Source organism: Shewanella sp. 4t3-1-2LB, from assembly GCF_017368415.1.
Taxonomy (GTDB): Bacteria; Pseudomonadota; Gammaproteobacteria; order Enterobacterales; family Shewanellaceae; genus Shewanella; species Shewanella fodinae.
In genome coordinates this window covers 26,554-41,410 of the sequence record NZ_JAFNJD010000008.1, presented here as the reverse complement: position 1 = coordinate 41,410, position 14,857 = coordinate 26,554, and the positions used below count along the sequence as shown (strand labels likewise).

Here is a 14,857-nt window from a genome sequence, read left to right as displayed (position 1 = left end):
ACTCAGGCGGGTTTCTTTTTACCAAAGACTGGGCGCGCGCCAGGTCGGCCGTTACCGCGTGCAGGTTTAGCGGCACCTTTGTTGTCTGACGCCGAGTTATTTGGGCGCTTGTTGGCTGTTTTACTCTGGGCAGGTTTATCGTCACTTGCAAACTGATTACTGCTGAAGCGGGTCAGCCCCTGTTGCCCCCTAGCAGCGGGTTTATTGCCTTGTTTACGGGCAAATTGCTCGGCACGTCCTTCCGGTGGTACCAGATGCTGTGGCCCAGTACCGATTAGATCTTCGCGTTTCATATTGATCAGCGCTTCGCGGATCAATGGCCAACCTTGTGGGTCATGGTAACGCAGTAACGCCTTATGCAGGCGACGCTGGCGTCCTTTCTTGGGAATAAATACCGCTTCACTGTCATGTTTGACGTTACGCAGCGAATTCAAGCCAGTGTGATACATGGTCGTGGCATTAGCCATCGGTGATGGATAGAAGTTCTGCACCTGATCCAGCTTGAACTTGCGGGCTTTGAGCCACAGCGCCAAATTCAGCATATCCTCGTCAGTGGTGCCGGGATGGGCTGAAATAAAATAGGGGATCAGGAACTGTTCTTTCCCCGCTTCTTTCGAATACTGGTCAAACATTTCCTTAAACTTGTCATAGGTGCCCATGCCGGGCTTCATCATTTTTGACAACGGCCCTTCTTCGGTATGTTCTGGCGCTATCTTGAGATAGCCGCCAACATGATGTTTCACCAGCTCTTTCACATAACGCGGATCTTCAATGGCTAAGTCATAACGCACACCGGAAGCGATCAATACTTTTTTGATACCCGGTACATCGCGCGCGGCTCGATACAGGTCAATGGTATGCTGATGATCCGTATCCAGATGACCACAGATTGCCGGAAAAACGCACGACAAACGACGGCAGGTCTTTTCAGCTTTTTCGCTCTTACAACCCAGTCGATACATATTGGCAGTCGGGCCGCCAAGATCAGAGATCACCCCGGTAAACCCCGGCACCTTTTGCTGGATATCCTTAATTTCCCGGATAATGGAATCTTGCGAACGGCTCTGGATAATACGGCCTTCATGCTCAGTAATGGAGCAGAACGAACAGCCCCCAAAACAACCACGCATGATATTGATGGAGGTTTTGATCATGTCATACGCTGGGATTTTCTGCTTGCCATAAGCTGGATGCTGCACCCGCTGATATGGCAAATCGAACACCGCATCCATCTCATCGGTATTCAACGGAAACGCTGGCGGATTGACCCACACACCGCGATCGCCGTGCATTTGAAACAACGCACGAGCACAGCCGGGGTTGGTTTCTTGATGTAGTACCCTTGATGCGTGTGCATACAGGAAACGGTCGTCGCTTACCCGTTCAAATGCAGGTAATAGCACATAGGTCTTTTCCCAAGGCTTGGGTTTGGGAGGCTGCACTGAAATGGCTTGTGGGGCGTCATTATCAAACACTTTGTTGTTGCTGGGGCCAGACAGATTCTGGCAACCAACGTCATCGGCACCATAAGGATTGGGAATAGGGTCGATTTTATGCAGTTGGTCGATTTTACGCGAATCAACGCCTTTCCATTCTGGTAGCGCGGTTTTACGCAGTACCGCGGTGCCACGAATATCCTGCATCTCACTGATATCATTGCCTTTCGCTAGGCGATGAGCCACTTCGGCCAAGGGGCGTTCGGCATTACCATAAATCAGTAGATCGGCTTTACTGTCAAACAACACACTGCGGCGTACTTTATCTTGCCAGTAATCATAATGGGCAATGCGGCGCAGACTGGCCTCAATACCGCCGATAATCACTGGCACCTCTTTATAGGCTTCCTTGCAGCGCTGGGTGTAAACCGTTACCGCCCGATCTGGCCGCTTGCCACCCACATTGCCAGGAGTGTAAGCATCGTCGGTACGCAGTTTACGATCGGCAGTGTAACGGTTGATCATCGAGTCCATATTGCCAGCGGTGACACCAAAAAACAGATTGGGGCGACCGAGGCGCATAAAATCGTCTTTGCTTTGCCAGTCTGGCTGATCGATGATGCCGACACGGAACCCCTGAGCTTCCAGCATGCGGCCAATTACCGCCATGCCGAAACTAGGATGGTCCACATACGCATCGCCGGTTACCACAATCACATCGCAGCTGTCCCAGCCTAGTTGTTGCATCTCTTTACGAGACATAGGCAGAAACGGTGCTGGTTTCAAATCAGCACGATAGCGAGGATAGCGAAATAAACTGGATTCGACTTGCATGTGTATCCAACCCACTGGGTTAATCAATCTCTGGCAACAGGGCCGTCAGGGGCGCGGAGTATAACAGGACGCGCTGAATAAGTGTGAACAATTTTTCAGCAAAAAAGCACACTGTGGAAGCACACTTATTAATGCCCTTATGGTGCCAGAGGGCTTTATGCTTCAAGGAACAGCACGAGGTTAACCACTGCCAGAGCCACCATCACTCCCCAGGTACCGAGAACGCCTAACAATCGCCCGATATTTGTCTTGCCTTTGCCTTGCGTCAAACCAATCGCATGTAACAAGCGGGACACCAGTAACACCGTACCAAATAGATGCAACCAACCTGCATGTAGGCCATCTAACTCTGCCATTGCCAACAGCAACAGTCCCAGTGGCGCGTTTTCCAATAGGTTACCGTGGGCACGGCGCGCTATATAGATTTCCGGGTGGTCACCGTTCCCTATTCCCACTTTAAAACGTGCCCGCAACTGCACTACCCGCGCACTCAAGAACAAAGCTAATAAGGTGGTCAGCGCGCAGTAAAAACCTGATACATACAGTGTCATTATCATTCTCCGAATATCGCCATCGTTATCGCTGGATGGCTTAATTAACCTTAGGAAATTTAATTTTTTATGTCATTATTCCCTTTGCATAAATTTGCTTTACAATGCGCGCCAAACTGGCATGTTGCCTTATCGGCGACCTTGATACACAAGTACGAGGCATCCGAGTGGACAATCAGGAATTTCTTGAAAAGCGCCGCTTTATCATAAAGCTAGGCAAGGCATTGCACAAATTTGGCACGCCCGCTTATCGGCTGGAAACCCACCTGCAAACCGTCGCCAAGACCCTAGGCCTTGATGGTTACTTCCTGATTTCGCCGACCTCCATGACCTTTGTGTTGCAGCACGATACCGATCAGGAATATAACCATGTGGCTCGCGTCAAACCCGGGGAACTGGATCTAGGCGCGCTGGCACGTACTGATGCCTTGGTGGAAGAGTTGCGCAGTGGGCAGCGCTCGCTAACAGAAGCATTGCAACGTCTCGATCAAATAGCCGAAATGCCCAATCCCTACGGCCCGTTGCTGACACTTGCTGCCTACGGTTGTGCAGCCGCAGCCTTTGCCATGCTGATGGCCACCAGCTGGAATGATGTATTCTGGTCGGGTGTTGTTGGTATGGTGGTTTATGGTCTGGTATTTGCCGCCGAGCATTCCAAACGGATGGCGGAGCTGCTGGAACCGTTGGCGGCAACCGTGGCGGGAATTGTCAGTTGTGGGTTAGCGCAACTGGATCCATCCATCAATATTCCGGTAGTGATCCTTTCCGGCATTATTGTATTTATTCCTGGGCTGGCGTTGACGCTGGGGCTGGCAGAGCTATCTGCCCGCGATCTGATGTCCGGTACCATGCGCATCATGGATGCGGTGATGGTGCTGTTCAAACTGTACTTTGGGGCCGTTTTAGGGGTGGCCATTGGTAACGCGCTGTTTGGACAAGATCTGTTTATTGAGCCAACGTCATTACCGCGCTGGGCCAGTTGGCTGGCGGTGCCGTTGCTGTCATCTGCCCTGGTGTTTATTTTCAAAGCGCGTTTGAAAGATGCACCTTGGGGCATCCTGGCAGGGATATTAGCGTTTGTCGCCGCCATGTTGGGTGGCATCTATCTGGGCGACTCCATCGGTATTTTCTTCGGCGCCTTGGCGGTGGGGATCTACGCTAATCTGTTTTCCCGCTGGACCAAAGCTCCGGCGTCTATCGCGCTACTACAAGGCATAGTGATCTTAGTGCCAGGGAGCAAAACCTATCTCGGGCTGAATGCTTTTGTGTCTGGAGATACTTTGCTGGCGCAACCGCATCTTGGTGCACAGCTGTTCCTGATTTTCATGTCACTGGTGGCGGGGCTGATATTTTCAAATGTGGTGGTAACTCCCCGTTCAACCTTGTAGGTACCCGCAGTAAATTCCGCTAAGCTTTGCCGCCATTTCCAAAAAACGACTATGATTCAATTAGTCCGGTTATTTTGGGGAGTGCTGAATGCATTATCATCAGCTACTGTGGTTACTGGCGACGACCGCTATCGGTATGTCGGTAAATGCAACGCCTATAAGTGCCGATAGCGCCGACAGCCGTACTTTTGTCGTCGGCCATATTCGTGTTGTAAGTAACCCGATATTTGATGAATCAGCGTCCAATGCCATTTTTCTGCATCATTGGGCCAACGCCATCCACATCAATACCCGTGATTCGGTCATCCTCGATCGCCTGAGTTTTAAAGAAGGCGATGTGATTACGCAAAAACAGCTGGAAGAAGCACAACGTATTTTAAGGAAAGAGCCTTATTTGCGTGATGCCAAAATTGTGCAGGTTCCCGCCAAAGATGACCAGCCACAACCGGTGAATTTAGTGGTGGAGACCTGGGATCAGTGGTCATTGTTGCCTACGGTTGACTGGGGTCGTAGCGGAGGCAAAAACCGCTACTCGTTTGGGATTAAAGACGACAATATTCTGGGGTTGGGGATGCAAACCCAACTGGAATACCAGTCTGATGAAAACCGCACCGGTTACAAATTTGATTTCAAAACCCCACTGACTATTGTTAAAAATGCCCGCGTTGCCGCCAGTTTTGCCGATAATGATGACGGAAAATCCACCTGGCTGATGTTCGACAAGCCGTTCTATACGTTGATGGACACCCGGGCTTACGGTGGAGAATATCAAAGCGTTGACCGCACCAATACATTTCGCCAGAACGGTGAAGACCTGCAGGAGTATCAGGAAAGTCTAGATTTTGCCGAGTTTTACTGGGGCATGTTGCTGCAACAGCAGGGCGATGTCCGGCAGCGCCTACGCTTTGGTATCACCCGTGATCGTCACGCGTTTACTGCGCTTCCCGGTCAACCCATGTTACCCCTGCCACAAGATCGTAATTTTACCTACCCTTGGACCGAGTGGGAGTATCTGCAAGATGATTATCGGGTGATGACTAATGTGCATCTTATTAATTTCAATGAAGATATTAACCTCGGCTGGCAGCATAAACTGCGTTTTGGCCTAGAAACTAACGATGGCGACAGCCTCGGCTACCACCTAGAATGGCAGATGAACCGTGGTTATGCCGATGACCACGAACTACTGTTGTTGGAACTGAAAGCCACCGGGATTTTTGCCACCGCGCAACCAGACTACTATCGGATAGCCGCAACCACCGAATATTTTTACCGATTCAATCACAAGTGGTCGGCTTACTCTCGGGTGCAATTGATTAGCTCTCGCCATAATTTCCGTGATTTACCTGTAGCGCTGGGTGACGAAACCGGAATGCGTGGCTACCCGAATGACTTTCAGCATGGAGATCAACAATGGTTGGTCACCGCCGAATTGCGTAATTACCCCAACATTAATCTGTACCAGTTGGCAGAGTTAGGCTGGGCCGCGTTCATCGACGTAGGTCATGCCTTCGGTGGCCCATTGGCAGAGGATAATGAGATTTCTCACCCCATAAGCGCCATCGGTATTGGCGCGCGGCTATACTCTTCACGATCCAGCTACGGCAACGTGGTGCATATGGATTTCAGCTTGCCAATGAGCAACGGCGAACATGTCAGCGGTTGGGAATGGCGTTTTGAAGTCAAAAGCCACTTCTGAACCAAGCATCTTGCCAAACCCTTGTCAATGAGGCTTACAATGACGCTCATCTCTGCCAGTCACCATTCGATTGCTGGCAGCATGAAAAACAGGAGGCGTGTTTCGTGGTCAAGCTCTTCAGTCCCCTATCAGTGGGTGCTCTTACCCTGAAAAACCGTATCATCATCGCACCCATGTGTATGTATTCTGCCAATAACGGCGTGTTACAGCCCTGGCACTGGCAACATTACGGCAATCTGGCGCAGTCCGCTGCAGGGATGCTGATTATTGAAGCCTCTGCCGTGGCCCCAGAAGGCCGTATTTCCTATGCCGATGTGGGTTTATGGAACGATGAATGCCAGCAAGCGCTGCAACAGTTGGTAGGCGATATTCGCCGTGATTCAGATATGCCATTGCTGGTGCAGCTAGGGCATGCCGGGCGCAAAGCCTCTTGCGATAAGCCTTGGGACGGCGGTCAACAACTCCCCGCCTCCGACGAGCGCAGTTGGCAAACCATCGCCCCCAGTGCCCTTCCGTTCACCGAAGGTCAACGCTCACCACAGGCCATGACTAAAATCCAGATAGATGAATGTATCTGTCAGTTTGTGGCTGCCGCCAAACGGGCGCACGTGGCAGGGATCAATGGTGTAGAACTGCATGCGGCTCACGGCTATTTGTTACATCAATTTCTGTCGCCACTAAGCAATCGACGTGATGATGAATTCGGCGGCTCCCTCAGCAACCGTATGCGACTGCCGTTGGCAATATTCGATGCCGTGCGGGCAGCGCTGCCACGGGATTTTGTAGTGGGTGTACGCATCAGCGCTACCGATTGGGTTGATGGCGGCTGGGATCTGCCCCAAAGCATTGAATTTGCAAGGGAACTGGATCATCGCGGTTGCGATTATATTCATGTTTCCAGCGGCGGCTTATCGGAAAAACAACAAATTGCCATCGGCGCTGGCTACCAAGTGCCATTTGCCGCCGCAATTACCGCCCAAGTACAGATGCCAGTGATTGCTGTAGGGCTTATCACCGACCCACTACAAGCCGAAAAAATTCTGCAACAGCAGCAGGCTGACGCCATTGCGCTAGCGCGCGGCATCCTTTACAACCCACGCTGGCCTTGGCACGCCGCTGCGGCCTTGGGCGCTGAGGTACAAGCCGCACCGCAGTACCTGCGCTGTCAGCCTCATGGACTCAAGACATTATTGCATCGCTAGCTAGCCGCTGTTGATATTAGCTGCATCCCAACACGAATAATTCAGGAGAACACCTAAATTCCCGGCACATGCGGGTCAGTGGCCGTTGCCAGCATGGATGCTGGCGACGAGCTTCCAGGGATGGATTCACAGCGTGCCAGTGAACTGCATGTGCATACAGCCCGCGGCAGGCGATTTAACACATCAAGATATTCAGCACAGCTAAGCGCAGTGAAAGCTGAATATTTTCGCCAACGTAGTTAGGCGATAACTCTTGCTTAAGAGTGCGCCTTACAACACCACAAAAGAAAAAGCCCAGCTAGTTAGCTGGGCCTAAAAAGAGGTGAGTTGGCACTATATAAGCCGGGTTCTGTTCTCCCCGAGGGGAGCGGCAGCCATTCCTCTAGGCCTGCAATCACTCGCAGGCTCAAGCAATCTACCCGGTTCCGACGCGAGCCACGCCATAAGGAACCCTATTTGATCTTGCTCCGGGTGGAGTTTACCGTGCCACGGACTGTTACCAGCCGCGCGGTGCGCTCTTACCGCACCCTTTCACCCTTACCGGCCCGAAGGCTGGCGGTCTACTCTCTGTTGCACTGGTCGTCGGCTCACGCCGCCCAGACGTTATCTGGCACCCTGCTCTATGGAGCCCGGACTTTCCTCCCCGTTCTTGCGAACGCAGCGACTGCCTGGCCAACTCGGCGCGGATTATAGCCTAGCCAACCTTTCTGGCAAACTATTTAATTACCAGTCAAGTTCAAGCCCCAGTTTGTAGAGTGCGTTTTTCTTTAGGCCATGGATTTCTGCGGTTAGCGCCGCGGCTTTCTTCAATGGCAATTCCGTACACAGCAATTTCAATGTATCCAGCGCTTTGGCCGGTATCGCGTCATCATCGGCATTGGTATAACCGTGACACATGAGCACTATTTCGCCTTTCTGCTGATTTGGGTCAGCCTCTACTTGCGCCCGGATCTCGCTGATACTGCCCGTCAGGAATGTTTCAAAGGTCTTAGTAAGCTCCCGCGCCATCACCATCGGACGCTCGGCGCCGAACACCTGTTCTAACGCCGCCAAGCTTGGCAAAATACGATGAGGCGATTCGTAAAAAATTAGCGTGCGACTGTCTTCTTTGAGTGATTCAAGTTTATCCAAGCGTGCTTTATCTTTGGCAGGCAGAAAGCCTTCAAACGAAAAGCGGTCGGAAGGCAACCCAGACGCCGATAACGCGGTAATGGCGGCACAAGCCCCCGGTAACGGGCTCACCTGAAAACCCGCTTCACGCACTTGTGATACCAGATGATAGCCAGGATCGGAGATTAACGGTGTCCCCGCATCGCTGATCAGCGCTACCGACTCACCCGCTTGCAGTTTTTCAATAAACCATTGCGCCCTAGCGCGCTCGTTGTGATCATGCAGAGCCATAGTGCGAGTGGTAATATTGAAATGACTCAGTAACTTACCACTATGACGGGTATCTTCACAGGCAATCAAGCTTACCGCTGATAACACTTCCACCGCTCGCGGTGTCAGATCCCCCAGATTACCGATCGGTGTTGGAACGATATAAAGTGCGACGGGCACGCTCATAACTACCTCAGCGAACAGATTGTCCGGTCTTTCACTGGACAACATAGAAGGTTAAACTAAGGCCAGCATCTTACCAGAGTAACGCCTTGTGTTGAAAAGCCAGAATATCATCAAGCCTACAATTGCCGTCCTGCTGCTGGTCAGCCTCTGGGGTTGTGGCAGCAGTCCATCACAACCGACTGCGATAACCGAGAGTGTAACGAGCTCATTGGCAACGGCTGATGCCGTCCCTACGGCTTATATGGCCCAAGCCGCGAAAGCGACGACACCGCTGCAGCAGCAACGGTTGCTGTTGCTGGCGGCCAAGGCCTACCTGAATAATAATCAGCCAGAATCTGCCGCAGAAATCCTCGCCTCGTTGCAAAAAAATCTGCTAGCAGAACCTGAACTGCAAGCGGAATACCGTTATCTTGGGGCACGGGTATTGGAACAACAGGGCCGTTTTGGCGATGCGCTAGCCAAATTGCAATTCAGTTCAGATTGGCAGTTACCGCAATGGCAGTGGAACAATTACCACCAGATGCGGGTACGGCTGTATGAAAAAACCAAGCAACCGATGTTGCAAGCGCGGGAACTGAGTGACTGGAGTCAATATCTGTCTGCCAAGGACGCCCAAAATCTTTATCAGCAGATCTGGACGCTGTTAAAATCTCAGCCAGAAAATGCGTTAGAAGCCCAAGCCAGCAAGAGTCATGACGTCATGTATCTAGGCTGGCTGCAATTGGCCTACTTGGCTAAACATTATGCGGTGGATCCCGCCAGTTTAGTCAGTCACCTCGACAGTTGGCAAAAAGCCAATCCTTCGCACCCGGCGGCATTGCAGTTACCGGCAGATCTGCAGCGGGCGCTGAGTACCAAACCCTATCACCCACAACGTATTGCGGTATTGTTACCCCTTAGTGGCGAGCGAGCAGATATTGCTGAACCACTGCGGCAAGGCATTGTGGCAGCATACTTGGCAGAACCAGACGAGAATATCAGCCTCAATTTTTACGATACTGCCGCAGGGGCAGACAGCGCCTATCAGCAGGCATTACAAAATGGTGCCGACTTTATCATTGGGCCGTTGTTACCCAATGAAGTCGATCAAGTATTGAAGCTGCAACAGCCGTCAGTTGCCGAGCCACAAACGGCCGCAGTGGCCCCGACATCACAGCCCAATGTTGTTGTGACAGCGCAGCCCAAACCACCAGAGCTATTTCTGAACCACACCAGCAGACTGGTCATCAACAAAGACAACTACTATTTTGCGCTGTCGCCCACACAAGAATCTGCCGATGCCGCTCAACGTATGTACCAAGACGGTATCGAACGGCCTTTGCTGCTAGTGAGTGACGATAACATCGGCCGACGCATGGCGGAAAGTTTCAACGTCAGTTGGCAATCGCTCACCAACGAAGCCGCTGAGGTACATTATTTCTCTGCCGATAAAATGCGTGACACAGTGCAGGATGCCTTAGGCGTCAGCGATAGCCAGACCCGCATCAACCAGATTAAGAATTTACTGGGAAATCAGATTAAAGCCGACTTCCGCTCACGGCGTGATATTGATGCCATCTACATGATCTGCAGTAACCAGTCATTACCGTTACTCAAGCCCTACATTGACGTGAATTTCAGTGTGTTTGCAGAACCTGTACCAATATACACCAGCAGTCGCGCACGCCAGGATGACAGCCATCAGACGGTACAGGAATTAAACAACATCACCATGAGTGACATCCCGTGGCTGTTGCAAAACAGCGCCGACAGCAATGTGGCGGCACTTTGGCCATCTTGGGGCAATACGCAGAAACGGCTGTACGCCATGGGCTATGATTCACTGCAACTGGTGAACAAACTGGCACAGATGCGGGCTTTTCCCGGCTACCAGTTCAATGGCCGCACAGGTCAACTGTCCGTTGACAGCGATGGCGTGTTAAACCGGCAGTTAAAATGGGGCAGATATTGGCATGGAGTACTGCGTCCGCAGTAATCAAGGAGTCAACACATGACCACAGGCAAGGATGCCGAACAACTCGCCCGTCGTTTTCTGGAACGCCAGGGCTTAAAATTTGTCGAACAGAATGTCCGCTATCCATTCGGAGAGCTGGATCTGGTGATGAAACAGGGCAGCGATTGGGTATTTGTTGAGGTAAAATACCGCGCAACAAAGGGGTTTGGTGGCGCACTGCAGGCACTTTCGGCCGCCCAACGGCAACGTATCCGCAAGGCGGCCAGCTTATATCTGCAGCTACACAATATCAGAGACAGTTGCCGCTTCGATGTGGTAGCCATTGACGGTACTGAAGTGAATTGGCTCGCCGGAGCATTTTAGCAAGCCATTGATTAACATTATTTTTACACTTTTCATGTCTGAAAAATCACGGCGAATGTGGCATGATAGTGACTCTTGTCAGTGAAGGATAAACGGATGTTAGAACGTATCAAAGACTGTTTCACCGAGTCGATTCAGACCAAAATCGATGCAGCCGAGGCCTTGCCTGATGATATTGAAAAGGCCGCAGCCATGATGGTCAACTGCCTGTTGGGTGGTCATAAAATACTGGCGTGTGGTAACGGTGGCAGCGCTGGTGATGCCCAGCACTTTTCAGCAGAATTGTTGAATCGTTTTGAAATTGAACGCCCCCCTTTGCCAGCCATTGCGCTGACAACTGACAGCTCTACCCTCACGGCCATCGCCAACGATTACAGCTACGATGAAGTGTTTTCCAAGCAAGTGCTAGCCTTAGGCCAGCCGGGTGATATTTTGCTGGCGATCTCCACCAGCGGTAATTCACGCAATGTCATTAAAGCAATGGAAGCAGCCTTGAGCCGTGATATGACCATAGTAGCGTTGACCGGTAAAGACGGCGGCGCCATGGCCGGATTGCTGAGTGCTAATGATGTGGAAATCCGCGTACCCTCAAATGTCACAGCCCGCATCCAAGAAGTACATTTGCTGGTGATCCACTGTCTGTGTGACAGTATCGATCGCACCCTGTTTCCACAGGACGATAATCAATGAAATATCTGCTCCTGCTGGGACTGATATGGCTGCTTAATGGTTGTGCGGGTGCCATGATGGCTGGCACAGTAAGCGGCGCGGTCATGCTTAACGATGAGCGGCCGATTGGCACCCAGTTGGATGATACCAATACCGAATTCCGTATCAGTAGCGTCTTCTCCACCGATGAAGAACTTAAGTCCCAGTGCAATATCAGCGGTATTAGTATGAATGGCAATGTACTGCTGATTGGCCAAGCCCCTAATTCACGCCTGCGTGATAAGGCAGTACAACTGGTGCAGAATCTGAAATTGGGCGGCAAAATACACAATCAGATCCGTATCGGTAATCCGGTTTCGTTTACTACCCGCAGCAATGACACCTGGATCACCACTAAAGTGAAAGGGCGTATGCTGAATGATAAAAACTTGGATATGACTCGCATTAAGGTGGTTACCGAAAATGGCGAGGTGTTTCTACTGGGAGTTATCAGCCGCGAGCAGGCGGATCTGGCAACCGATATTGCCCGCAACACCTCTGGCGTGCGTAAAGTCATTCGCATGTTTGACTACGTAGAGCCAAAGGTGGAATCAAAGCCGTAACCAACGGGGTAGACGGTTGTAAAAAAGCCGGAAGCGAGTGAGCATCCGGCTTTTATACATTGTTTACTCGCTTATCAGAGCAAAAAACCTAACTTATCATATGTGCTTTTCAGCGTAGCGTTGGCGCGCACCCGAGCTTTTTCAGCACCTTCATGCAAGATCTGGTTAAGGAAACTGGTATCCTGCCGGTATTGCTGATAGCGCTGTTGCAATGGTTCTAGCATCGCCACAACCGCTTCACCAGCAGCGGTTTTCAGGTGACCATACATCTTGCCTTCAAACTGTGCTTCCAGCGTTTGCACGCTTTCACCGGTAACACCGGACATCAGGCTCAGTAGATTAGAAACACCAGGTTTGTTTTCCACATCAAAACGCACCACTGGCGGCTCTTCGCTGTCTGTCATGGCTTTTTTGAGCTTTTTCATTACCGCTTTGGGATCTTCTAGCAGACCAATCACGTTATTGCGGTTGTCATCTGACTTGGACATCTTTTTAGTCGGTTCCTGCAGTGCCATTACCTTGGCGCCCAGTTCAGGAATAAATGGCTCGGGAACCGTGAAGGTATCGCCGTAAGCATTATTGAAGCGGATGGCAATATCACGCGTCAGTTCTAGATGCTGTTTCTGATCCTGCCCAACTGGCACCAAGTTAGCCTGATACAACAAAATATCCGCGGCCATCAATACTGGGTAATCAAACAGACCAACGTTGACATTGTTGGCGTGGCGTTGGGATTTATCCTTGAACTGGGTCATACGACTCAGCTCTCCCATCTGGGTATAACAGTTAAGCGCCCAGGCCAGTTGGGTATGTTCCGGCACCTGAGACTGCATAAATACCGTACTTTTTTTAGGATCGACACCGCAAGCCAGATAAAGCGCTAGCGTATCAAGACAAGCTTTGCGCAGCTGTTCTGGATCTTGCCGAACGGTTATGGCATGTAAATCCACCACACAGTAAATGCAATCATGACTTTCCTGCATGTTCACCCATTGCCGCAGCGCTCCAATATAGTTGCCGATAGTCAACTCGCCAGAAGGCTGAGCACCGCTGAATACAATAGGTTTACTGTTACTGCTCATGATGTTTTATATGCTCCGTTTATTTAGACGCCAATAACGTCAGAATTTGTTCAAAATGATCACAGACGGCATCCGGGCCGCTAAGACTGATATCTTCACCGTAGTTATAACCGTAGGTCAAGCCAACTGAGGCTAGCATTGCCGCTTTCGCCGCCCGAATATCGTTGCGGGAATCACCCACCATCAGCAACTGCTCGCTACTCAGTTGCCATTGCTGCTGCACATGCTGTAACGGTAACGGATCTGGCTTCATCTTTGCCAGACTATCACCACCAAGTACTACAGAAAACAGCGGTGCAATACCAAAAAATTCCAACAGTGGCTTAGTGAATTTATAGGGCTTATTGGTCACGACTGCTAGCTGATAGCCTTGTCGATGCAGCTGTGGCAAAACGTCAGCAACGCCAGGGTACAACTGACTGTATTGATTGAGGCAAGTTTCATAGTGTTGCGTAAACAAAGGCATTGCCTGCTGCATTTGTATTTCTGAGGGTTCATCACCGAGGCTGCTATGCAGCGCACGCCGCATCAGCATTGTGGTGCCATTGCCGACCCAGTTGCGCACCTGCGCATCACTGCATTCACTCAAGCCCATCTCAAGCAATGTCGCCCGACAAGCGGCGCCAAGATCAGGCACGCTGTCCACCAGCGTGCCATCCAAATCAAATGCTATCCCTTTTATCTTACTAAAATCCGTCATCCTTACAGCCCTGTTAATGCCAGTCGCATCCGCTCAATCACGGCGCGGTAATTATCCTGTCCAAAAATTGCCGAGCCAGCCACAAACATATCGGCACCCGCTTTAGCAATCTCCGCGATATTCTCTTCCTTGACGCCGCCATCCACTTCCAGACGGATATCGTAGCCGCTGTCATCGATCAATTTGCGTACCTGAGCCAACTTGGTCATGGTCGCCGGGATAAATGATTGCCCACCAAAGCCGGGGTTCACCGACATCAACATGATCACATCCAGTTTATCCATAACATAATCAAGGTAAGTCAGTGGTGTCGCGGGGTTAAATACCAACCCGGCTTTACAGCCATAAGAGCGGATCAGTTGTAATGAACGATCGACATGTTCGGTGGCTTCCGGGTGAAACGTGATAATGGAAGCGCCAGCATTGGCAAAATCCGGGATCAGGCTATCGACGGGTTTTACCATCAAATGGACATCAATATCCGCAGTAACCCCATATTTACGCAATGCTTTACAGATCATCGGGCCAAAAGTGAGATTGGGCACATAATGGTTATCCATCACATCAAAGTGAATGACATCTGCTCCTGCCGCCAACACTGCGTCAACCTCTTCGCCTAAACGGGCAAAGTCAGCCGACAGGATAGAAGGGGCTATCAGAAAAGGTCGCATAAGATTCTCACGGGATGTTTAAGAAGTCGCCCATTTTACCCGGCGTAGCCGCTCGGCTCTAGCAAAAGCACACTATTTCTGCGGCAAAATGCCGACAAAGCCGGAATTTTTCTATGCTGTCAAAAAGCTGTTTAATTTAA

13 protein-coding genes and 1 other RNA gene are annotated in these 14,857 nt (G+C 50.9%); 7 read left to right on the top strand and 7 right to left on the bottom strand.

Annotated features, from left to right (window positions below; all coding sequences use genetic code 11):
- Positions 1-2: 2 nt before the first annotated feature.
- On the bottom strand, positions 3-2,270 hold the full coding sequence (locus tag J3L11_RS04875; RefSeq protein WP_207570309.1) for a YgiQ family radical SAM protein: 2,268 nt from the start codon (positions 2,268-2,270) through the stop codon (positions 3-5).
- Between the two features lie 155 nt (positions 2,271-2,425).
- Complete coding sequence (locus J3L11_RS04870) at positions 2,426-2,821, bottom strand: MAPEG family protein (protein WP_133040102.1); 396 nt, start codon at positions 2,819-2,821, stop codon at positions 2,426-2,428.
- Between the two features lie 167 nt (positions 2,822-2,988).
- Between J3L11_RS04870 and J3L11_RS04865 the strand changes: the two genes are divergently transcribed.
- The 3 genes from J3L11_RS04865 to J3L11_RS04855 all read left to right on the top strand — a co-directional run bounded on the left by J3L11_RS04865 (position 2,989) and on the right by J3L11_RS04855 (position 7,110).
- The gene (locus J3L11_RS04865; protein ID WP_207570344.1) at positions 2,989-4,209 is read left to right on the top strand and encodes a threonine/serine exporter family protein; all 1,221 of its coding nucleotides are present in this window, start codon (positions 2,989-2,991) and stop codon (positions 4,207-4,209) included.
- Positions 4,210-4,297: 88 nt separating this feature from the next.
- Positions 4,298-5,908, top strand: coding sequence for a POTRA domain-containing protein (locus J3L11_RS04860; protein WP_242695094.1), 1,611 nt, complete (start codon positions 4,298-4,300; stop codon positions 5,906-5,908).
- 104 nt (positions 5,909-6,012) lie between these two features.
- Entirely contained in the window at positions 6,013-7,110 is a 1,098-nt protein-coding gene (locus J3L11_RS04855; RefSeq protein ID WP_207570308.1) for an NADH:flavin oxidoreductase/NADH oxidase, read from the top strand.
- Between the two features lie 319 nt (positions 7,111-7,429).
- On the opposite strand, the gene rnpB is transcribed toward J3L11_RS04855, so the two are convergent.
- Positions 7,430-7,790, bottom strand: an RNA gene (rnpB, locus tag J3L11_RS04850) — RNase P RNA component class A.
- A 43-nt stretch (positions 7,791-7,833) separates the two neighbouring features.
- The gene (rsmI, locus tag J3L11_RS04845; RefSeq protein ID WP_207570307.1) at positions 7,834-8,676 is read right to left on the bottom strand and encodes a 16S rRNA (cytidine(1402)-2'-O)-methyltransferase; all 843 of its coding nucleotides are present in this window, start codon (positions 8,674-8,676) and stop codon (positions 7,834-7,836) included.
- Between the two features lie 88 nt (positions 8,677-8,764).
- On the opposite strand from rsmI, the gene J3L11_RS04840 reads away from it, so the two are divergent.
- The 4 genes from J3L11_RS04840 (at position 8,765) to dolP (ending at position 12,264) form a co-directional block, all read left to right on the top strand.
- Positions 8,765-10,651 carry a penicillin-binding protein activator gene (locus J3L11_RS04840; protein WP_207570306.1) on the top strand — a complete coding sequence of 629 codons (1,887 nt, stop codon included), beginning with the start codon at positions 8,765-8,767 and terminating at the stop codon, positions 10,649-10,651.
- A 15-nt stretch (positions 10,652-10,666) separates the two neighbouring features.
- Positions 10,667-10,993: a YraN family protein gene (locus J3L11_RS04835; protein WP_189618881.1), complete on the top strand. Its 327-nt coding sequence runs from the start codon at positions 10,667-10,669 to the stop codon at positions 10,991-10,993.
- A gap of 96 nt (positions 10,994-11,089) precedes the next feature.
- On the top strand, positions 11,090-11,683 hold the full coding sequence (locus tag J3L11_RS04830; protein ID WP_133040307.1) for a phosphoheptose isomerase: 594 nt from the start codon (positions 11,090-11,092) through the stop codon (positions 11,681-11,683).
- The gene (gene dolP, locus J3L11_RS04825; RefSeq protein WP_207570305.1) at positions 11,680-12,264 is read left to right on the top strand and encodes a division/outer membrane stress-associated lipid-binding lipoprotein; all 585 of its coding nucleotides are present in this window, start codon (positions 11,680-11,682) and stop codon (positions 12,262-12,264) included. Before J3L11_RS04830 ends, dolP begins: the two co-directional genes overlap by 4 nt.
- 74 nt (positions 12,265-12,338) lie before the next feature.
- Here the strand turns inward: dolP and trpS are convergent, their stop codons facing one another.
- Genes trpS through rpe form a run of 3 tightly spaced genes read right to left on the bottom strand, consistent with a single transcriptional unit; the run spans position 12,339 to position 14,717 of the window.
- Positions 12,339-13,346, bottom strand: a complete 1,008-nt coding sequence (trpS, locus tag J3L11_RS04820; RefSeq protein WP_207570304.1) for a tryptophan--tRNA ligase — start codon at positions 13,344-13,346, stop codon at positions 12,339-12,341.
- A gap of 19 nt (positions 13,347-13,365) precedes the next feature.
- Entirely contained in the window at positions 13,366-14,046 is a 681-nt protein-coding gene (locus tag J3L11_RS04815; protein ID WP_207570303.1) for a phosphoglycolate phosphatase, read from the bottom strand.
- Between the two features lie 2 nt (positions 14,047-14,048).
- Complete coding sequence (gene rpe / locus J3L11_RS04810) at positions 14,049-14,717, bottom strand: ribulose-phosphate 3-epimerase (RefSeq protein ID WP_189618886.1); 669 nt, start codon at positions 14,715-14,717, stop codon at positions 14,049-14,051.
- Between the last annotated feature and the right edge of the window lie 140 nt (positions 14,718-14,857).